Origin of the sequence: Mucilaginibacter sp. SG564 (assembly GCF_013149275.1) — a bacterium.
GTDB lineage: Bacteria > Bacteroidota > Bacteroidia > Sphingobacteriales > Sphingobacteriaceae > Mucilaginibacter.
Window position 1 is genome coordinate 485,164 of record NZ_JABGNA010000003.1, and the last position, 21,236, is coordinate 506,399.

Below are 21,236 nucleotides of genomic sequence, written 5' to 3' on the forward strand. Positions count from 1 at the left end.
TTTTAAACCATGGATTTTAACATTTTCTTGATCAAAAACGGGCAAAAAACATTCAGAAACGAGCCCAAAAACATTGATGATATCGCTTTTAACAAATTTCGATATGGTTTTGAACCGTTTTAAAAACTTTAAAAAGTATTAATTTATTGGCTATCAAATAATCAATAAAATTCAGCCATGCCGAACTTGTTTCGGCACCCCACAAACCAAGTGTGTGACATGAAGCTGAATCTGTCCTGTGGGATCCTGAAACAAGTTCATGATGACTTAATGTGTTATCCAATCCAGCCATACCATTATCCTCCATTTTTAAATTTTGCTGGAATAGGTTATTTTTACGGATATCGTTAATCTGAATAAGGCATGGTTGAGATATTCCAGGATATCCGTAAAATATATATGTTCAGCAGGCCTTGCGAAGAACTGCTTCCGCATATTGAATTTTACTCCCAATCGGTTTTAGATCATTCCGCCCAGGATATAAAACATGAATTTTCTACCGTAAAAATGTTCCCCAGCTGGACGCCTACCTTTTATATTAACCTGGGCAGTCCGTATTATATCGATCTAAAAAATACCCGTCACTATGTAAAAGGAGACGAGGACATTTTAATATTGCGCAATGAGGATGTAACCCGGCACAAACTCCCCGCCGATAATATATTTACAGTCAAATTTAATCCCGGTGGCCTGGAGGCCATTCTGGGCTTAAACCAGGTTTGGGTTATGGACAAGATCATTCCCCTCCACCAGGTTTTGCCCTGGCAGTTGCTCCAAAAAATAAAACAACCCATTAGTTTTGAAGAAAGGGTACAAATTGTTCAATCTTACCTCTTAGCGGCGTACCATCAATTAAATAACCAGGATCATTATGTAAAAATGGTTAATGATAGTATTGGCGAATATCGGGCCGCGGGTATGCAATTAAATACATCTCAGGTTGCCGAAAAATTGTTTATTACCTCCAAAACCATCAACCGTTATTTCAACAGGGTAATTGGTATCTCTCCTAAAAATTACTTTTCTATTCTGCGGGGCAGAATTGCGTTAACATCCTTTATGAAGGATAAAGAAAACTTTATCCCGATGGATTATGGTTATTATGATCTGAGCCATTTTCATAAGGACATCGTTAACTTTACCGGCCAAAGGCTCACAAAGCATCTGTGATAATTTGTCCGTTTTTTACTTTCGGCGGGTAATATCATTCCTTTTATTTGTATGCTAAACAGCACTCATGAAAAAATTATTTGTTGCCTTGCTTTTTGCCACGTGTCTTTGCCAGAACCTCTACAGCCAAAAGTACAAACCTGTTATTGAGCCTTTTCCCGGAATGGTTAAAGCAGACTCCCGCTTAATTTTAAAAACAGGCTACCTGGTTGTACCCGAAAACAGAAATAAACCGACTGGACGAAAGGTAAAGGTCCCGTTTTTATTTGTACGCCGACCGGATCAGGATGCGCGTAAAAACATCACACTTTACACAACCGGCGGACCAGGTTACAGCACAACAGCAAATATTGACAGTATCAGCTATAATTCCGGCTGGCTAGCCTATGGCGGCTTTATCGCTTTTGATCAACGAGGCACCAAACGTGCAAAACCCTGCCTGGATTGCATGGAGGTAGCATCGGCCATTAAACGTAGTTACCGGGAAGGGAAAAACAGGGATAGTTTAGTATTAGCAGCAGTTAAGCAATGCCGGACCAACTTTGTACAGCAAGGTATCGACCTATCGGCGTACAATACTATCGAAAGCGCCGAAGATATCAATGATTTAAGATTAGCGTTAAATATCGATTCGCTTAACCTGGTGGGAATATCTTATAGCGGAGGTTTGATGCTTACCGTGGCCCGGAACCATCCCGAAGGTGTTCGTACCCTGATTTTAAATTCACCGCTTCCAGGTTATGTAAACTTTGAAGAACACGCTTTATTCAATATCAACGAGGCGCTGGAGCAGGTATTCCGCAATTGTGAAGCGGACTCTGCTGATACAAAATATAAAAATTTAAGGTCAGATTTTCATCAGTATTTCGCCTCCATCACCGGCAAAAAATTTACCCTTGCCTACCAGGAAAAAGATAGCAGTAAAAGTATTCGTATAAGCTACACCAAAAATGAATTGCTCGACGCGGTAATAAACCGGATGAATTCCAGTCAGGTTAATACCGTACCGGGTGTAATGATCGACCTGATAGCAGGTCGCCGCGATAAATATGTGCGGGAAGTGCTGGATGGCTATTTTGCAGGCGACACCCATATTTCCCTGGGTATGCGGTATTCTGTTTATTGCTCGGAGCAGATAGACTATGCCGACCCACTGTTAGGAAAACAACAGGACCAGGTACTGCCATGGTTAGCCGGGTATCCTTTTAACAATGTAAACCATGCCATATGCAGTTGCTGGCAGGTAAAGCCCGAACCAGCAATTGCCAAACAGCCTGTTTATTCCAGCGTTCCGGCATTGATCTCGGCCGGCGACATTGACCCCGATTGCAGACCGTTTTATAACCGGTTAATTAAACGATCTATGCCTAATAGCCAACTGCTTATTATACACAATAAGGGGCATGCCCCGGGTTTTTCTGTTGATGGAACGGATTACGTAAATCTTTTTTTGGCTAATCCCTACAAGCCACTCGCATCCCAATCTAAAAATTTGATTGTGGAGTGATGGGGTGTTAATAAAATCATGTCATTGCGAGGTGGTACGACGAAGCAATCTCGTAGCTATTCTCGTTGGTGAGCATAAACGCGAGGAGATTATTAATACTATTGATTGTTTTTTAAAGGTATTAATGAGCTCCCTCCGGTCGGTTGTCCACGCTGCAATGACATATCAAGAATATCGCCTTACACCTCCCTTCCCATTACTGGGTCGGTTTTGGTGGCGGTGCCGGTTTCGACGCGACCGGCAAAGCGTTGTTCAAAGTTGTTATCGCCGCTGAGCTTTACGCTGAAATCGTACCAGTTGTAGTTTTTAGCCAGGTTTAGCACTACATCAACCTTGCTGTTGGCCGGGATGGTTTTGGTGATATCGGCGGCTTTGTAGCCATGGTCATGAATGGTAACGGTATGCGCTTGAGCATCATTGTTAACCAGACTCAGCAAAACGTTGCCGGTTAGCTTTGATGGATTGATCTTGTTTTTTTCATAAACACAGGTAACTTCCAGACCTGCGTTTTCCTGGGTACCTATAAATTCCCTGAAGAAACCATTTGGACCATTCACCCGAAGGTGATACCTGCCGTTCTCAAAGGCCGCTAAAGGCCAGTTGTAGTTCAGCTGATCGCCTGCTTTAACCGCGAAACTCCAGTTACGGGAGATCTCGTTTTTGCTCAGCTCGTCATTGTATTTAACCGGTACAGATACGGTGAAAGGCGAGCCTGCCGCGTTTTTGCCAAACACTTCGTTACCGGCTTTAAACTGGATCTCAAAGTTTTTTCTATCAGCTCTTAAACCGCCGTGGGTATATAATTCATAAGGCAGGGCGCAGGATGTTCTGATTCCTTTTTCCTGCAGGGTGATCAGGGATGGCTGCGCGCTGATCTTCATTATTTCATCGGCCGACAGCTTTTTAAACGCTATTGGTTGCTCTTTGAACCTGGCGTTATAAATGGTTTCTACATTTTTATTGCGATCAAGGAATGGAATTTCGCCCAGTTGATTGCCGTTGTAGGGAACAAAGGCCGATGTCAGGTCGCCACAAATGGTACGGCGCCATTCGCTGATATTGCCCAGCCTGATATCCTTTTTGTATTTTTTGTTGACGAATGTTTCCAGGAACTGCAGCGTAGAGGTATGATCAAACACTTCCGAACACACCTGCCCGCCCCTGCTCCACGGCGAAGCGATCATCATCGGCACACGGAAACCCAAGCCAATAGCGCCTTCACGGGCCTGGTTTTTAGGGATACCCTGTTTCAGTTCATTTTCCAGGCGCACGTGTTCTATCTCGGTTTCGATACCGGCCGAACATTTACCCGTGCCCGGGATCTTGGCATCGGGGATAGAGAACGGAGGAACGTGGTCAAAGTAGCCGTCATTCTCATCATAAGTAACAATAAATATGGTTTTTTTCCACACTTCAGGATTCTTGGTCAGGATATCCAATACTTCAGATACATACCAGGCGCCATACCAGGGGGCAGTTGGGTGATCGGAGAAATTCTCCGGACCAGCCAGCCATGACACGGTTGGCAGTTTACCGGTGTTCACATCCTTACGGAACTGGTGCAGCAGATCGCCCTTGGGCACGGTAACCTTGCGCTCCTTGCCATTATCCTGGTAAGTAAGCTCGGCAATACTCCTGAAATCCGGGTCGCCGGAGTTGATCACAAAGGCGCTACGGTAAAGGGCTTTTTCTTTATCGCTTAGTTTATTGTAGCTATCCTGGTTCCAGCGGGCCAGATCGCGCTGGGCATTATCCAGTACCTCTTGTTTTTTGCGGATACTTTCGCGCGCTTTGATGGCCGCCTGTTCATCGGCAGGTGTTGCTTCCTGCAACTTATTGATCTGATCAGGCAGATCCTGTACCAGCTTTTGCAAACTTTTGATATTCCGTTCAGAAAACTTAACGTTGTAGGCTTTAAAAAACTCCAGCAGGTTACAGCCAAAGTTAGCCAGCCAGGCACGTTCCTCTCGTTCAAAACCTCCGCCACAGCTCAGATCGTTCTGATAAAATTTCCAGGGGATATTGTTTTGCTGTAACAGCTCGGGGAAAGTTTCCCAGGGCATATCGCCATAGCTATAATCAGTATTACGGATATTGGCTTTCGGGATGCCATCTTTTTCGTGAGTGATCTTACCCGTCCAGAAGAAAGAGCGGTTGGGCGTGGTGCTGGTCATGGCCGAGCAAAAATTCTGGTCGCACACGGTAAAAGCATCGGCCATGCCGTAGTTAAAAGGCAGGTCCTCCCGGGTATAATAGCCCAGGGTAAGCGGCATATCGGCGTAGTTCCTATTGCCCGATTTTTTGGCGGTGAGCCATTGATCGTACTTACCCAGGTTATTGGCATCAACCTGGCTGGCGCGTGAGTGCGGTAATGAACCCATCCAGGTGATCTTGGTATCTTTTATATCCAAACGGAAAGGACTATAAGTATTGCCCACGGCATCGGTTTGCAGCCAAACGGGTTTCTGATCGGGCAGGCGGATGGCGCGCGGATCGTTAAAACCACGTACACCCTGAAGCGTACCAAAACAATGATCGAACGAGCGGTTTTCCTGCATCAGTATTACAATGTGCTCGGCATCCAAAAATGTACTGCCCGGTTCCGGGTTAATGGCCAGCGCCCTTTGTATGGCGGGTGGCATCACACTCATTATTGCTGCACTGCCTGATAATAAAGCTGCTTTTTTTAGAAAATCTCTACGTGAATCCATGGGTTGATATGTTGTTTTATTAGTTGTAGAAGGGTTAGCGTGTTGACTCACCCCGACATCGCTGCGCTTGTCAGCCCTCTCTCCGCTTCGCGCATAGAGGGGAATTTTATTTCTTTTTTGTCATCCTGAGGAACGAACGATCTATTCTACAATTGAAAAGTTCAACAATAGATGCTTCGCTGCGTTCAGCATGACAAACTTTTTTTATTCTCCAGCGAAGCGCAGACCGGGTGAGTCTATTATGCGCAATGCCCCTTAAGCAAAGCCCCCAAATATCTTCTCAGATATTTAAATTTAGGTTAATTAGGAGTTAACTCTATGCATCTAACGTATAATAGTTGTTACAAATACACGTATCATTTTGAGCCGGTTATACTTTCTTTTCAAAAAATACAGATATTGTATTCATTTCCAAGACCTATCCATCGTATGAACCTTTTGAAGCGGCTTTGCCTCCTGGCTTTATTTTTATTGTATACTACGTTTGCGTTTTGCCAGTCGAAACCCAGCCTTGATTCGCTGATCAGCTCGGCTCAGAACTTCCGGAAACAATGGCCCATCGAGAAAGTATATTTACGGCTCGATAAACCCGCTTATACCCAGGGCGACACCATCTGGTTTAAAGCCTACCTTTTTGATGCCGACTATTTTAAACCGTCGCACCGCAGCGGCTTGCTTTATGTGGAGCTTGATGATGATAACCGCCCGGTAAAACGAATGATGATCCCGGTGATATCGGGCTTAAGCTGGGGCAACATCACGCTCGACGACAGGGACATTCCACCCGGCGCTTATACCCTTCGGGCCTACACCAGCTGGATGCTCAACTTTGGCGAAGACTATGTTTTTAAAAAAGACATCTTTGTTTCGCCGCTCGACGGGCTGCCTCGTGTGGTTAAAACCGCTTTCAGGGAAACCGCTACCGATGGCAAAAGCAATATAGATGCCCGGCTGCAATTGCTTAATATAAGCGGCGAACCGCAGCGCTTAAAGGATATGCAGCTGCAGGTAATGGATGGCAAAAGATCATTACTCAGAAACAAATCGGCCACGGATGTGGAGGGCAAGATCAACCTGAATTTTTCCCTTTCGGCAGAACGTGCACGCAGTAAAAACCTGCTTATACAGGCCCGTGAAGTGGTTGACGGCGATACTACCGCCGCCCTCATGATTCCGGTCGGCCTCAACAAACCCGAAAATACCGATCTGCAACTGATGCCAGAAGGCGGCACACTTACGGCAGGTATAGTAAACCGTGTTGGCTTTAAGGCTATTGCCGATGATGGCAAGAGCGTAAATGTATCGGGCAAAATCATAAACGACAAGCAGCAAACGGTAGCCGCTTTCAAAGCCTTGCATGGGGGCATGGGTGCGTTTGAGTTTACACCCCAGGCGGGCGAAACTTACGCGGCAGCCATGGATCTGCCAAACGGTGTATCCAAAAACTATCCTTTGCCCGCAGTGCAGTCGGCAGGTACTAATCTGCGGATTGATCAACTGGGGCCCGACTCTTTACAGGTAAGAATAGCCGTTAGGGATGATGCATCCATGGGCTACTCTCTTATAGGCGAATCAAGAGGGGTGATCTGTTATGCCGCCCACGTGCCGCCGGGCAGCATCACGGTTAATAAACATATAGCTACCGACAGATTCCCTACCGGTATTGCCCGCTTTACCCTACTTAACCTGGCTGGCGAACCACGGAACGAACGTATGGTGTATATCGATCATCAGGATGCGCTCAGGATCGATGCTGCTACCGATAGGCCGGTTTTCGCGCCGCATGATAGCGTGGCCCTGCACATCAACGTAACCGATAAAACAGGGAAACCGGTAAGAGGGAGCTTTTCTGTAGCGGTAACCGACGATAGCCAGGTACAAACTGATAGCATCGGGAGCAACATTATTAACAACATGCTGTTCACCGCCGACTTGAAAGGTAACGTTGAAAAGCCAGGCTATTATTTTACCGGTAACAGTGCAGAAAAGGTGGCCGCGTTGGATAACCTGCTGCTTACCCAGGGCTGGGTGGGTTATAACTGGAAACAGCTTTCGGCTCCAAAAACCGCCCCGCGCTTTGCCGCCGAACCTCAGTTTACCATACAAGGCAGGGTGAGCAATATATTTAACAAACCAGTCGAAAAATCGGGCGTTACCCTGTTCTCCAAAAAGCCGGTGATCATTACCGATACGGTGACGGATAAGAACGGTCGCTTTGTGTTTGACAACATTACGCCTATAGATACCGCTGTATTTTTGATACAGGCCCGCAACAAACGCGGCAGGAGCTTTAATGTGGGCGTTGATGTAGATGAGTTTAAACCACCTGTATTTGCCCCTGCAGAGCGCGTTACGCCCTGGTATGTAAACAGCGATACCCTGCTGCTGCAAAAGATTAACAAGCAGATAGCCACCAGGCAGGAAGCCGAAAAGCTGTACGGTCATGTTTTAAAAACTGTTCATATTAAAGATAAAAGGATCATAACCGGCTCCAAAAACCTCAACGGAGCCGGGGAGGCCGACCAAATACTGGACGAAGCGGATATGGACAAAGCCGGTAAACAAACACTGGCCGATCTGCTCGAAAAACGAATCAAGGGTTACCACTTTACAGGGATGTGGTCGCCATCACCATTTGGCCGCCCCATATTTACTTATTATATGGTCAAGGATAAAAAGATCCGCTTTATATTTGACGGGATGGATGTGGAATGGTTTTACAATGGATCGGCAAAAGGGCCCGAGGGTCAGGAGCGCTTCCAGTTCCTGAGAACCTACCTGGATTATTATGCCGCCGAAGATATTAAAGGCATCGAGGTAATGTACAGCGCCAAATATGGCGGTGCATATTCCAGCAAGCTATTACCCCCGCTTGATTATGGCACCCAGATAGTTTATGTAGAAATAACCACCCACTCGGGCGCCGGGCCTTTCATGAAAAAAACACCGGGCATGTATATTTATAAACCACTGCCATTTACACTGCCCAAACAGTTTTACCGGCCCAGGTATACTGTTAAAAACACATCACCCCAGCCCGATCTGCGGTCGACCATTCACTGGCAGCCCAGTGTTGTTACGGATACAGCCGGGAAGGCCATGGTTTCTTTTTATAACGCGAACAAGGCCGCAATGTACCATATCATCATAGAAGGTACCGACATGAACGGGCAGTTGGGTTATATGAGCAAACAGATACAGGTACACTAATTCATCTTTAAGATATTATTGTATTTTAGTAATTCATCCAAACTTACATGCACCATCTTATTATTCAATATACCTGTTTGCTGGCTATTATCATCGCTATAGTGATGCTGGCCCAAAAAATCAAGATAGCTTATCCCATATTACTGGTAATAGCCGGGCTGGGCCTGGGCTTTGTACCTGGGTTGAGGGGTATTGAGATAGAACCTGATATGATATTTGTGATCTTTTTGCCTCCGCTGTTATATGAAGCCGCCTGGAGCACTTCCTGGAAGGATTTCTGGAAATGGCGACGGGTGATCAGCAGTTTCGCTTTCATCATCGTTATTTTGACCGCGGGTGTGGTGGCTTTGGTATCCAGCAATGTGATCCCCGGTTTTACGCTGGCCGCGGGCTTTTTGCTTGGGGGTATCGTATCCCCTCCCGATGCCGTATCGGCCACTACTATCCTCAAGAATGTAAAAGTACCTAAACGACTGGTTACCATACTGGAAGGCGAAAGCCTCATGAACGACGCAGCCAGTTTGGTGATCTTTAGGTTCGCGGCGGCGGCTATTGTTACCGGCACGTTTGCTTTTGGGCAAGCTTCACTGAGTTTTGTACTAGTTATTGTGATGGGTGTATTGATAGGCCTGGCTATAGCGCTGGTATTTTATGCCATTCACCGCTGGATGCCTACCACTACCAATATCGATATCATTCTCACCTTTATTACTCCTTATGCCATATATATGGCGGCCGAGGCTTTTAACTTCTCGGGCGTGCTGGCAGTGGTTAGCGGGGGGCTGTTCCTTTCCATCAGGCGCGACAACTTTTTGACCCATCGCAGTCGGCTGCAGGGTATCAATGTTTGGGAGGCCGTAGCCTTTGTGCTGAATGGTTTTGTATTTATACTCATCGGTTTGGAATTTCCGGTGGTGATCAAAGACCTGGGACCAAACGGACTTGGACCGGCTATCCGTTACAGCGCCATTATTTCGGGGGTTTTGATCGTTACCCGTTTGGCCAGCACCTTTGGCGCAGGTGTATTTACGGTATTTATCAGCAGGTACATTACCACTGCCGATAACCGCCCGGGCTGGAAAGGCCCTTTACTATTGGGCTGGGCGGGTATGCGGGGTGTGGTATCGCTGGCGGCGGCATTGAGTATCCCGGTAGCGCTTCATTCGGGTGCACCTTTTCCCAACCGGAGCCTTATTTTATTTATTACATTCTCCGTTATTTTGGTTACCCTGATACTACAGGGGCTCACCCTACCCCTGCTGATTAAATGGGTAGATATGCCCGATCCTGATTACACCGTTTCTTTTGAACAGCAAAGGCAACTGGTACGGAAAAAACTTTCGATGGTGACATTGGACCTGCTCCAAAACAAATACGCCAAACATCTGAAAGAAAACGACATGGTGAAGGCTATCAAGATAAAAATTGATGCTGACATGGAACTGCTGGCCGACTGGGACAAGGCCGATGGCAAGGGTCGTGCAGAGGAATTTTACCGCGACTATATTATGATACTGGAAGATATGATGCATGAGCAACGCAGCCTGCTCAAAACATTGAACAAAAAGGAAAACATCAACGACGATATCATCAAACAGCAACTGGCCCTGCTCGATCTGGAACAGGAAAAACTGCGGCAGCATTTTTCTTTTGAGGAGGAGTAGACTCACCCCGGCATCGCCTCGCAATGACGCGTTGGAGAAAAGAGCTTATCAAACCAAAATGGCCCGCCGGATATCCGGCGGGCCATTTTGGTTTGATATATACTGATTTTAATTACCAGCCAGCGTTTTGTTTGATAACACCGTTGCTACGGTCGATTTCTTTTTGGGGTACTGCCCAAACACCGTTTACAACCGGGTTAAAGTTACGCGCAGGCCATATTACGGAGCCATTGTAACCATGCAGCGGTTTGGCATAAGTTGCGGCGGCATCGCCCCAGCGTACCAGGTCGCGGTGACGGTCGGCCCATTCACCAGCCAGTTCGCAGCGGCGCTGGTTTTTCAGATCGGCCATGGTAGCACCCTGAATAGCTTTCAGGCCCGCACGCTGACGGATCATGTTAATCTCCGCATCGGCATTTTTACCCTGCATTAGCTCTGCTTCGGCTTTGATCAGGATAACCTCGGCATAGCGCATCAGCGGTACATTCAGGTTAGTTGTTGGGTGGTCACCATTAGGACTTATAGATGTACCTACCGGGTTGGCATAAGAAAATGGCTCCATATATTTATTGAACTGATAACCGGAAAGACTATTTACCGAAGCATAAGTTTTTGGAGCACCAAAATACTGAAATACGTCACCCGGTTTCAGGATAGTGGCTTCGCGACGTTTATCACCGGCTTCAAAGGCATCATACAGCTCTTTGGTTGGCTGATAATAGCCCCAGCCGTTAAACAGTCCCCAACCTTTGTTTTCCAACATTACGCCTGGCAGGATACTACCCCAGCCGGAAGAACCCTTTGCGGTGCTCACCGCCGACCAAATATATTCTGAGCTGAAGTTATTAGCCGCTTTAAATACATCGGCAAAGTTAGGCAACAAAGCCCGTTTACCCTGGTTGATCACTGAGTCGGCATATTTTTGGGCATTGGCATAATCCTTTTTGTACAGGTACATTTTGGCCAGATAACCCCATGCAGCCACCTTATGCGGCCTGCCCTGATCGGCCGGGCTCAGCTGATCAAAATAAGGCAGCAGGTTGGCCGCTTTTTTTAACTCACCTTCGATGTAGGTATAGTTTTCGCCAACGTTGGCCGCTCTTGGCGTAGGATTTGGATCGTTGTTGTTGGCACGGGTAATGATAGGCAGCCCGGCGCGGTCATCACCATAATTATAAGCCATTTGAAAATACATCAAACCGCTTAAAAAATAGGCTTCGCCCAGGTAACGGTTTTTTAAAGAGGCATCCATGCTGATGGCAGGCACCTTGTTGATCACATCGTTGGCCCGCCTGATCACCGAGTAACGCATATCCCATTGGTCAACCGTATAACCGCCGGAGTAATAAGTTGGACTAAAATTTTTGATGGCATCGGCATTGGTATTGATACGGCCTGTCACCATATCATCACTCGCATTGATGAACCACATGTAGCCACGCCCGTAAAACTCTTCACCGTCAAAAGGTTCATACATGGCGTTTACGCCCAGCAAAGCATCGTTGGCTGTTTGCCAGAAGTTATTTTCAGACACCGCGCCTTGTGGCTTGATATCCAGATTTTTGGAGCAGGCACCCAATAGCATGCTTGCCGATATTGCTAATATAATATTGCTGATCTTTTTCATGATTGCTTTACTTACAGATTTAAATTGATACCGAAAATAAATGAGCGAGACTGCGGATAACGACCTACGTCGATGCCATAGTTATCAAAGCCAACCTCCGGATCAAAACCTTTGTATTTGGTAATGGTGAACAGGTTGTTTGATGTGGCATATACACGCAGGCTGCCGATACCGGCACGAGTCAACAACGCAGGTGAAAAGGTATAACCAAGGGTTACGTTCTTAAAGCGCAGATATGAACCGTTCTCGATATAAAAATCGGAGTTGGTACCAAAGTTACCGTTGTTATCGCTGGCTGTTACACGCGGAATGGTGGTATTTGTATGTTGTGGAGTCCAGGCGTTCAGTACATCTTTCAGCAGGTTGTAGTTTTGGCCCAAACCACCGGCATTTAAGCTGGTATATTTTAAAGCATTATACAATTTATTGCCCTGTACGCCCTGTAAAAAGATATTCAGATCGAAACCTTTGTAGCTGGCGTTCAGGCTCAAACCATAGGTAAATTTAGGATAGGCGCTGCCCAGGAACTGACGGTCGCTATCATTAATTTTACCATCACCATTGGCATCCACAAAACGGATATCACCCGGTTTGGCATTAGGTTGGATAGGCCGCCCGTTCGGACCTTTGTAAGCATCCACCTCTGCCTGGCTCTGGAACAAACCATTGGTTTTGATAGCGTAGTATGAATACAACGGCTGACCAACCTGTACCCAGGCAGGTGCCAGCAAACCGCGTACGCTTGGGCTTACCCCCGGGATGGTTGTATTACCATTAGGTAAGGAGAGTAATTTATTGGTAAGTGTGCTCACATTGGCATTTACACCATAATGGAATGCCTTTTTAGGATCGCTGTTATAACCCAGGCTAATTTCAATACCATTATCGCGTGCCTCGCCGCCATTAACCCATACACTGCCCAAACCTATACCGGCAGGGATGTTCATCAGCATGTCTTCGGTTTTTTTAACAAAATAGTCGGCAGTTAAGGTGATGCGTTCGTTCAGGAAACCCAAATCCAAACCAATATCAGTTTGTTTTGAACGGGCCCAGGTCAGGTTCGGGTTGGCGCGGTCATAGCTGTAATAACCGTTTAATTGCGCAGGATCTGAACCCAGGTAAATATTACCCACACTCAGGTTAGGGCTTACCGCTGTAGTACTTACCGATGATAAGTTACCCAATATGCCATAGCTGCCCCTGATTTTTAAATTACTTAACCAGTTTAATGACTGCATAAAATTTTCACGGCTTACAACCCATCCGGCAGATACCGAACCAAAATTCTGGAACCTGTTTTTGGGAGCCACCAGTGATGTACCGTCCCTACGACCGGTAAATGATAACAGGTATTTGCCATCGTAATCATAATTAACACGGGCAAGGTAGGAGATCAAAGCTTCGTCAGATTTATAATCGCCTGGCTTTGGAACCGGGGTACCTGTACCGTTTATAAAATAACGGAACAAAGGATCTTCATTGCTAAAGCCCGAAAGGGAAGCCGAAAGCCCCATGCTGCTGTTTTTCTGATAAGTATAACCGGCCACTACATCCAGGTTGTTTTTACCCAATGATTTCTTGTAGTTTAAAGTTTGCTCGGTCAGGAAACGAGAATCCTGTGATGATGACTCGTTCAGCGTATTGGTTAAGCTGGGTTTACCAACCTCGGGCACTATCGGTGTAAAGCCTTTGAAATAATAGAAGTTTTTGGTAATGGAATAATTCGATCTGAATTTCAATCCTTTGACGATGTTTGCCTCAAAATAAGGGTTAGCAATAATGGTATTTACCGGGTTGCTGGTATCAATACGCTCCAGGTTGGCAACCGGGTTAACCACATCGCCGTATGAGCCTGCATAGTCAATAGGCAAACCTGAGTAAGCGCCCGATGGTGTACGCACTGTAATGCTTGGCGGATAAAATATAGCCGCCTGGATAGCGCCGGTATAACCGCTGAAAGTGTTGGTACCCCTACCGTTTGAATAGGTATAAGATAAATTTTCGCCAACTTTTAACCAGTTATTTAACTGATGGGTGGAGTTGATACGGTAAGCATAACGTTCAGAATAAGTATTCAATAATATACCAGTCCCTCTGCGGTAATTAAAGCTCATGAAATAGTCTGATTTTTCGTTACCACCGTTCAGGCTTACGTTATAATCCTGGGTGTGCCCTGTTCTGAAGACCTCATCAACCCAGTTGGTACGGGTTATTTGTCCGTCGGGATATTTGGTAGCATCAAAAGCCGGCAGGCGTGGCTTGCCAGCATTATCTGCGGCCGTGTTATATACATCGGCATATTCTTTTGCATCCAGCGCTTCCAGTTTTCTCCAGGCATTAGCAAAACCTTGCTTGGCATCAAACGAGATAGTCATTTTACCTTTTGTGCCTTTTTTGGTAGTGATGAGGATAACACCGCCAGAAGCACGGGCACCATAAATAGCTGCCGATGCATCCTTCAAAACCGAAATCGCTTCTACATCGTTGGGGTTAATAGCCGGGGTGCCGGGATAAAAAACCGATCCGTCGATAACATATAAAGGCTGCTCACCGTTGATACCACCCAAACCACGGATGTTTACCATAGGCGCATTGGTAGGATCGCCGCCATTGTTATTAACTACTACACCTGCTGCTTTGCCTTGTAAAGCTTCCTGCAGGTTGTTGAATGAGCGTGATGATACTTTATCCAAACCAACGGTTGATACCGCGCCAGATAATGTTGAACGGGTTTGTGTACCATAGCCTATAACTACCACTTCTTTTAATGATTGGCTGTTAGCTTTTAGCACCACATTAATATTTTGTTGCCCTTTTACTGCTACCTCCTGGCTGTCATAACCAATGTATTTAAAAACCAGTATCGAAGTTTCATCGGTACTCAGGGAGTACTTGCCTTCGGTATCGGTCATGGTGCCGGTGCTTGATCCTTTTACGGCAACGCTTACACCGATCAGGGTTTCACCGCTTTCGTCGGTTACTTTTCCCGTAACGGTGATGGCCTTTACTACCAGCTCTTTTTCTTTGGCTTTTACTACCGGTTGTTGTTTTTCAACCTGTAATAATATATGTTCTTCATCAACCTGCCTGATGTTGCCTTTGTAGCCTTTGATCAACTCTTTCAACACATCGATCAGCAGTTCGTTATTGGCCGATATGGAAATTTCTTTGTCGGCATCAAAACTGGTGGAGTTGTAACCAATTTTAAAAGAGGTTTTTTGTTCAATTATTTTGAAAACGCTTTTAATGCTTAAATTTTTGGCGGTAAGACTGATACGCACGGTGTTCATGGTTTGTGCCGCCGCCGAAAAAGAAGGCGTTGAGCATGCGCCGATGATAACCAGAACAATGCAGTAGGTTGCCAGCCATTTGAGGTGATTTTTTAATGATAATATGTGTAATAGATTTCTCATTTTTATAATGTTATTTTATGTGATAAAAAGAATCGTTAAAAATGACATGGTCTGCTGCTACAGCAGCCATATAGCAGGCAGGTGTTCGCGCATCTGCCTGTTTTTGTTTTTTTGGGGGAACGGTTACATAGTTTATCGGCAATTTTTTGATTGAATAAAAATTTTATGGTTGGTGTACTGATAGGTAATTCCTGTAAGCTGACTTAATACCGGCAGCACTTTGTTTAAAGGCTGGCTGTTAAAGCCGATAGTGTATTTGCAATTGCGACCTGGCTTGTCCTGCAACTGCACATCTACATTATACATTCGGGATAGTGTTGAGGCTATCTCGGGGATGGTAGCTTCGTCAAAATAAAGCTGACCGTTTTGCCAGGCGCTCAGTTTGTCGGCATCGGTGGTTTTAATATAATGGCCGTGTGCTTTAAGGTTGTAAACCAGCATTAAGTTTCGGGTAAGCACTTTACCCATGGTTACCACCTTGCCGGCAGTCTTCTTCTCGCCAACGCTTACCATACCGCTTACTACGGCTATTTTATATTCGCTTTCGTTAGTATAGGCATGCACGTTAAACTGGGTTCCCAATACCTGGGTTTGTATGTTGCCGGTTGCTACGATGAAAGGTTTGGCAGCATCGTGCTTTACATGAAAAAAGCCTTCGCCGCTGAGTTTTACTATTCTCTTCTTTTCGCCAAAATCGGCGCTGAGGGTTAAAACGGATGATGAGTTCAAGGTTACTACCGTACTATCTGGCAGGATCAGTACTTTGCGTTCACCGCGAGCGGTAGAGTATTGCTGCAAAACCTGCGGGGAGGGTTGCTTTAATTGGGAGTACAGCAAAAAGCCGCCGGGTACCAATAATAACAGCGCCGCTACTTTAAGATATTGGAGTATATAAATTTTCCGGTCCGCCGATCGCGACGGTATGCCTTTGAGCACCCGTTTCCGGATACGGTTTAAAATACGTTCTTCGGCGGATGAGGTAATGCCGTTTAGTGCCGGGTTATTTAATTTTTCGAGCCAGGCCTCTACCCGGGCCTTTTCATCGGGTGTACATTCGTCCTTTTGGTACTTTTGTAATAATGCTTTGATCTCTGCAGATTCTTTTGTGTTCATCTGCCCATATAATCGGCACTTACCGAAAATAGTACCGTTAAACAATCATCAAATATTTATTAACTAAATGTTACCTGAATTTTAGACTATGAGATTTTGGGACTGTGGGATTGAGGGATTTTGAGACTATAAGACTTGGGGATTATGGGACTTTCTTTGTTCACTTCTCCAAAAAACTAGCTCCTTGTTCCCCCAATCTCATAGTCCAAAAATCCTATAATCCAAAATAGATCACTTAAGATGAAGCATGATCTTCAGCACAATTAAAAACAATGGAAAACTTTCCATCCGTTTTAAGCGCAGTTGCAGGCGCTTCAGGGCTATGGTGAGATTATTTTTCACCGTTTGCTCAGACAAGGCCAGCCTGCCTGCAATTTCCTTAACTGGCAATTGCTCTACCCGGCTTAGTTTAAACACATCGCGGATGTTGACCGGCATTTTATCAACTTCGGAACTTAGCCAGTCTTCCAGTTCGGCTTCAATAACTTCATTTTCTGGCGATGGGGATACCAAGTGCTCATAATCAGGCAGCAGCGTTTCAAAATGAGCTACCTTTTTATTACCGGCCAGGTAAAAATCAATGGTTTTATTTTTGGCGGCTTTAAATAAATAAGGTGAAAGTGTATCATCAATCGCCACGGCGTAGCGATTATGCCAAAGCGAAATAAAGATATCCTGTACGGCTTCTTCTGAAGTTTCGAGCGAGTTGGTTTTGGAGAGGATATATCGAAAAAGGGCTTTATCGTAGCGTTGCATCAGCGTGAGCAAGGCCTGTTCATCATCGTCCTGAAGCCGGGCCAGTAAATCAGTATCCGAAATAAACCTGCCACGCATCATGCCGCAAACTTATATCAGCACCTTTAACTCAATGTTAGCTCAGCATAAAATATCACGGTTTTTCGACTCACCCCGACATCGCTACGCTTGTCACCCCTCCCTCCGCTTCGCGCATAGAGGGGAATACTACATTACATTCTCCACGCGCAACCGGAGGAAGCTCATTAATACCTATAAAAACAATTATAAATATTAATAATCTCTACGCTATACAGAGCCACTCTGTTTAGGAATTAAAAACGAGCACAAGTAGATAAGGGATTTTGCCAACCCCAGCGGGGTTGAAGCTTTGTAGAAAAATTTCGATTCCAAAACCAGTGCCGTAGATACTGTACTCAGGTTGCATACCTACGGCATGCTTAGTCTTCTTTTTTATTTACTACAAAGCTTTTACTCCTGCGGAGCATTTTCTTAACCTAATTATATTCGTGGACAAGGGAACAAACAAAAAAGCCCCTTCAATTGAAGGGGCTTTTTTGTTTGTTAATTTTAATTGGCCGGTACCGTTATAGTTTTACGCGTTATAGGATAGGCGCTGAAATAGCCCAGCACTCCACCTGTAATATTACTGGTGGGGTTAGAGGGCGCAGCATTGTTATCATTACCTGTAGAGCCCGAGTTGAGGCTAAAAAGGTATTTGTAAACCGCGGCGTCGATACATTCCATCTCTACCATGAGTGTTTTACCTGTCCTGATCTCACGCGCGGGATCGTCATTATCATTATTAAAATTAAGGCGGCTGTTTACCGTTTGGCCATTGGTAAACTCATCTTCATCTATAAATAAGCTTTTTTCTTTTCTGCCGTCAATATATTCAATAAAGCGGTAATAGTTTTGCACATTGGCTGGGTCCTGGTACTTCACCACAGCTATCCGTAGTTTGGTTTTGTCTTTATTGGTAGACAACTCATCATCAACCACATAAATACTATCCAGCTTTACAATCTGGGGCATGGTACTGGTTGATGTATAGGTTTTATCGTTCAGCTTAACAGTTAAATGATAGGTATGCCCAGGTATACCAACAAGGGTAGCATTCTGGTAAACACCGGTAGCCGTAGGATCAAAATTATAAATTGTGCCATCGGCTTCAACTGTTACCTGCGCCCCGCTGATACCTTCAAAGGAGCTGTCGTCGGTAAATTTTTTAGACAAGCTTATAGATACTTTGGCACCGCCGGCTTCATTACTCACCGTACCTTCTATCACCGTTTGGGGGGCGCTGTTATTAAGCTTCAGGTCGATAACCTTTTCACAGGAGCTCAGCAGCCCCAGCAGGATCATCAATATGGCCGAAAAACGTATGGTATGCATGTGTTAAAATTTAAAGTTATAAGTAATAGAAGGTACGTAGGTAAATAAAGTGGTACGTACAGCCTCTGTTTTATTAGGGTCTGTTTTATTATCTCTGAAAAATATACGGTAAGCGTTGCGGTTACCATAAGCGTTATACAAGCTAAAGTTAAGCTCCGAGCTGTATTTTTTGGTTTTCTTAAGCTGCTTGGTAGCGCCAAGGTCGAGCCGGTGGTAGGCAGGCAACCTTGAGGCATTACGATTGGTATAGTAGTAATAGGTTGCCCCGTCTATCTGGTATTTGCCGCTTGGGTAGGTAACCGCATCGCCGGTATAGAAAACAAAATTGGCCGATAGCGTCCATTTGTCGTTCAGCTTGTAAATACCTACCACGGCCAGGTCATGGGTACGGTCCTGGCGGGCGTTGTACCATTGATTGTTATTGATACCATCTATCAGCCGTTCTGATTTGGAAAGGGTATAACTTACCCAACCGGTTAAACGACCCGTCTTTTTCCGCAGCAAAAACTCCGCGCCGTAGGTACGCCCCTTGCCATACAGCAACTGCGTTTCAATGGGCTGGTTGGTAAAGATGTTGGCATCGTTACGATAATCCAGCTGGTTTTGCAGCTTTTTATAGTAGGTTTCAAACGTGAACTCATATTTATGTTCGGCCAGATCACGATAATATCCTACAGAAAACTGATCGGCCAGTTCGGGTTTGATCAAATTGGTACTGGCTACCCATTTATCGGTTGGCGAGCCCGGGGTAGAGTTGCTGATGAGGTGAAGGTTTTGCGCGTTACGGGCATAAGAAGCCTTAACCGAGCTGATATCATTCAACTGGAAAGCGGCTGCCGCACGGGGCTCCAGGTTTACGTAAGTTTTAACTATCTGGCCAGAGTTGTAGTGCGTTGAATTGGTTATTGCCCCATCGGCATTTACATCATAATAAGTACCCGGACCTATAATAGAAAAAGCCGAAAGCCGCGTGCCATAAGTTAAACTAAAGCGATCTGTAACTTTCCAGGTATCACTTACATAGGCGGCATTATCCCAGGCATACCGGGTTTCGAGCGTTTGTGATATGATGCCCGAGTTGCCACTGGCTGATATTTCGCCAGGTTTAATGGTATGATAAACGCTGTTGACACCAAAACTTAAGGAATGATCCGAACCCACATCATATTGCATATCCTCCTTAAAATTCCAATCCTTGATGCGGGAAGTGATCTTATAGGTGTTTACATCCTGCTTTACTTTAATCTCATAATCGTAATTACTGTAGATAAAAGAGGTATTGGAGAAAAAACGGTTGTTAAAAATGTGGTTCCAGCGCAGGGTGGCCGTGGTATTACCCCAGTTGATGCCGTTCACATTATTAGCAGTAAGCACATCCTTCCCCAGGTATCCGGAGATATAAACCCGGTCTTTATCGCCTAAAACCAGGTTGGCTTTAGCGTTGATATCATAAAAATAAAGCTGGCTATTTTTAACCACCGTATCTTTTGAAAACTTCAAAAAAGCATCGGCATAAGTACGCCGGGCCGATATCAGAAAGGATGATTTACCCTTCTGAATAGGACCTTCTACATTTAAACGTGCCGCTATCACACCCACACCGCCGCTTACGCCAAACTTTTGGTTGTTACCATCGTTCATCTTCACATCAATTACCGATGATAACCTGCCGCCGTATTGTGCAGGCATGTCGCCTTTATAAATGCTTACATTTTTTATAGCGTCAGAGTTAAAGGTAGAGAAGAAACCCAAAAGGTGATATGCATTGTATACAGTAGCTTCGTCAAGCATCAGCAGGTTCTGATCGGTAGCACCGCCACGTACATAAAATCCACCACTGCCCTCCCCCGCCGATTTAATACCAGGGAACAGCTGTATGGTTTTCATCACATCGTGCTCGCCCAATAATACGGGGACATCATTTATTTCCTTAATGTTTAGCTTCTCGACACCCATTTGCGGACTTTTCAAATCGCGTGCACCTTTTTGAGTAGCGGTGATGGTTACCGTTTGCAGCTCCTGGGCGTTATCCTCCATAGTGATGTTAAGCCTTTGATCGTGTGTTAGCGAAACTGGCACAACCAGGGTTTTCTGCCCAATGGCGCTCACAAGCAACTGGTGGTCACCGGCCTGCAGTGTGATCGAATAAAAGCCATAGCCATTGGTCGAAGTTCCTTGCGCGCCATCTACCAGCCGTATACTGGCTCCTATTATCGTTTCCCCAGACTGTTTTGATGTAATTGTTCCGCTGATGGTGAACTTTCCTGCTGCTGCCGGTTTTGCCGCCGGTTCGGCGTCGGGCTTTTTTAGCTTCGTCGCGTCATAGCGGATCAGTATATCCTGATCCAGTTGAGAATAATTATAAGGATAATTGGCCAGAGCCACTTCAAGTACCTGTTTAAGGCTTTGCGCCTTTGCATTGATGGTTAATTTGATGTTGCTGGCGGCAACGGCTTCGTTATAAGTAAAGCGTACGCCGGTGGCCGCGGTTATTTTATCGAGGGCTTGTTTTAATGGTACATTATTTAATTTGATGGTGATTGTTTTATCAAGCGGCGATTGGGCAAAAACCCGCAGGCTGCTAAACGTAAGGATCAGGGTTATACAAAAAAAAATACTTAAAAGTTGGTATAGTTTCATTAAAGGATAAATCAGGTTAGGGAACCTTAG

General features: G+C 45.4%; 11 protein-coding genes. 4 read left to right on the forward strand and 7 right to left on the reverse strand.

Annotated features, from left to right (window positions below):
- The first annotated feature begins 363 nt into the window (after window positions 1-363).
- On the forward strand, window positions 364-1,170 hold the full coding sequence (locus FHW89_RS09570) for a helix-turn-helix domain-containing protein (protein ID WP_172334801.1): 807 nt from the start codon (window positions 364-366) through the stop codon (window positions 1,168-1,170).
- Window positions 1,171-1,237: 67 nt separating this feature from the next.
- Complete coding sequence (locus tag FHW89_RS09575) at window positions 1,238-2,677, forward strand: alpha/beta fold hydrolase (protein ID WP_172334802.1); 1,440 nt, start codon at window positions 1,238-1,240, stop codon at window positions 2,675-2,677.
- Window positions 2,678-2,856: 179 nt separating this feature from the next.
- On the opposite strand, the gene FHW89_RS09580 is transcribed toward FHW89_RS09575, so the two are convergent.
- On the reverse strand, window positions 2,857-5,388 hold the full coding sequence (locus FHW89_RS09580; RefSeq protein ID WP_172334803.1) for a phosphocholine-specific phospholipase C: 2,532 nt from the start codon (window positions 5,386-5,388) through the stop codon (window positions 2,857-2,859).
- A 429-nt stretch (window positions 5,389-5,817) separates the two neighbouring features.
- Between FHW89_RS09580 and FHW89_RS09585 the strand changes: the two genes are divergently transcribed.
- Window positions 5,818-8,598 carry a hypothetical protein gene (locus FHW89_RS09585; RefSeq protein WP_172334804.1) on the forward strand — a complete coding sequence of 927 codons (2,781 nt, stop codon included), beginning with the start codon at window positions 5,818-5,820 and terminating at the stop codon, window positions 8,596-8,598.
- Window positions 8,599-8,645: 47 nt separating this feature from the next.
- Complete coding sequence (locus tag FHW89_RS09590; RefSeq protein ID WP_172334805.1) at window positions 8,646-10,262, forward strand: Na+/H+ antiporter; 1,617 nt, start codon at window positions 8,646-8,648, stop codon at window positions 10,260-10,262.
- Window positions 10,263-10,374: 112 nt separating this feature from the next.
- Here the strand turns inward: FHW89_RS09590 and FHW89_RS09595 are convergent, their stop codons facing one another.
- The 6 genes from FHW89_RS09595 to FHW89_RS09620 form a co-directional block, all read right to left on the reverse strand.
- The gene (locus tag FHW89_RS09595) at window positions 10,375-11,889 is read right to left on the reverse strand and encodes a RagB/SusD family nutrient uptake outer membrane protein (RefSeq protein ID WP_172334806.1); all 1,515 of its coding nucleotides are present in this window, start codon (window positions 11,887-11,889) and stop codon (window positions 10,375-10,377) included.
- Between the two features lie 11 nt (window positions 11,890-11,900).
- Window positions 11,901-15,302 (reverse strand): TonB-dependent receptor, encoded by a 3,402-nt coding sequence (locus FHW89_RS09600; RefSeq protein WP_172334807.1) that lies wholly within the window; start codon window positions 15,300-15,302, stop codon window positions 11,901-11,903.
- A 132-nt stretch (window positions 15,303-15,434) separates the two neighbouring features.
- Window positions 15,435-16,415, reverse strand: a complete 981-nt coding sequence (locus tag FHW89_RS09605; protein WP_172334808.1) for a FecR family protein — start codon at window positions 16,413-16,415, stop codon at window positions 15,435-15,437.
- A gap of 231 nt (window positions 16,416-16,646) precedes the next feature.
- Entirely contained in the window at window positions 16,647-17,252 is a 606-nt protein-coding gene (locus FHW89_RS09610; protein WP_172334809.1) for an RNA polymerase sigma factor, read from the reverse strand.
- 489 nt (window positions 17,253-17,741) lie between these two features.
- A complete protein-coding gene (locus FHW89_RS09615) occupies window positions 17,742-18,566 on the reverse strand; it encodes a DUF4249 domain-containing protein (RefSeq protein WP_172334810.1) in 825 nt (274 codons plus the stop codon).
- 3 nt (window positions 18,567-18,569) lie between these two features.
- Window positions 18,570-21,206: a TonB-dependent receptor gene (locus FHW89_RS09620; RefSeq protein WP_172334811.1), complete on the reverse strand. Its 2,637-nt coding sequence runs from the start codon at window positions 21,204-21,206 to the stop codon at window positions 18,570-18,572.
- Window positions 21,207-21,236: the final 30 nt, after the last annotated feature.

What these genes read in the sequence shown, in the direction of transcription:
- FHW89_RS09570 (WP_172334801.1), top strand. Translation starts at nt 364, where the DNA reads ATGGTTGAGATATTCCAGGATATCCGTAAAATATATATGTTCAGCAGG.
- FHW89_RS09575 (WP_172334802.1), top strand. Translation starts at nt 1,238, where the DNA reads ATGAAAAAATTATTTGTTGCCTTGCTTTTTGCCACGTGTCTTTGCCAG.
- FHW89_RS09580 (WP_172334803.1), bottom strand. Translation starts at nt 5,388, where the DNA reads ATGGATTCACGTAGAGATTTTCTAAAAAAAGCAGCTTTATTATCAGGC.
- FHW89_RS09585 (WP_172334804.1), top strand. Translation starts at nt 5,818, where the DNA reads ATGAACCTTTTGAAGCGGCTTTGCCTCCTGGCTTTATTTTTATTGTAT.
- FHW89_RS09590 (WP_172334805.1), top strand. Translation starts at nt 8,646, where the DNA reads ATGCACCATCTTATTATTCAATATACCTGTTTGCTGGCTATTATCATC.
- FHW89_RS09595 (WP_172334806.1), bottom strand. Translation starts at nt 11,889, where the DNA reads ATGAAAAAGATCAGCAATATTATATTAGCAATATCGGCAAGCATGCTA.
- FHW89_RS09600 (WP_172334807.1), bottom strand. Translation starts at nt 15,302, where the DNA reads ATGAGAAATCTATTACACATATTATCATTAAAAAATCACCTCAAATGG.
- FHW89_RS09605 (WP_172334808.1), bottom strand. Translation starts at nt 16,415, where the DNA reads ATGAACACAAAAGAATCTGCAGAGATCAAAGCATTATTACAAAAGTAC.
- FHW89_RS09610 (WP_172334809.1), bottom strand. Translation starts at nt 17,252, where the DNA reads ATGATGCGTGGCAGGTTTATTTCGGATACTGATTTACTGGCCCGGCTT.
- FHW89_RS09615 (WP_172334810.1), bottom strand. Translation starts at nt 18,566, where the DNA reads ATGCATACCATACGTTTTTCGGCCATATTGATGATCCTGCTGGGGCTG.
- FHW89_RS09620 (WP_172334811.1), bottom strand. Translation starts at nt 21,206, where the DNA reads ATGAAACTATACCAACTTTTAAGTATTTTTTTTTGTATAACCCTGATC.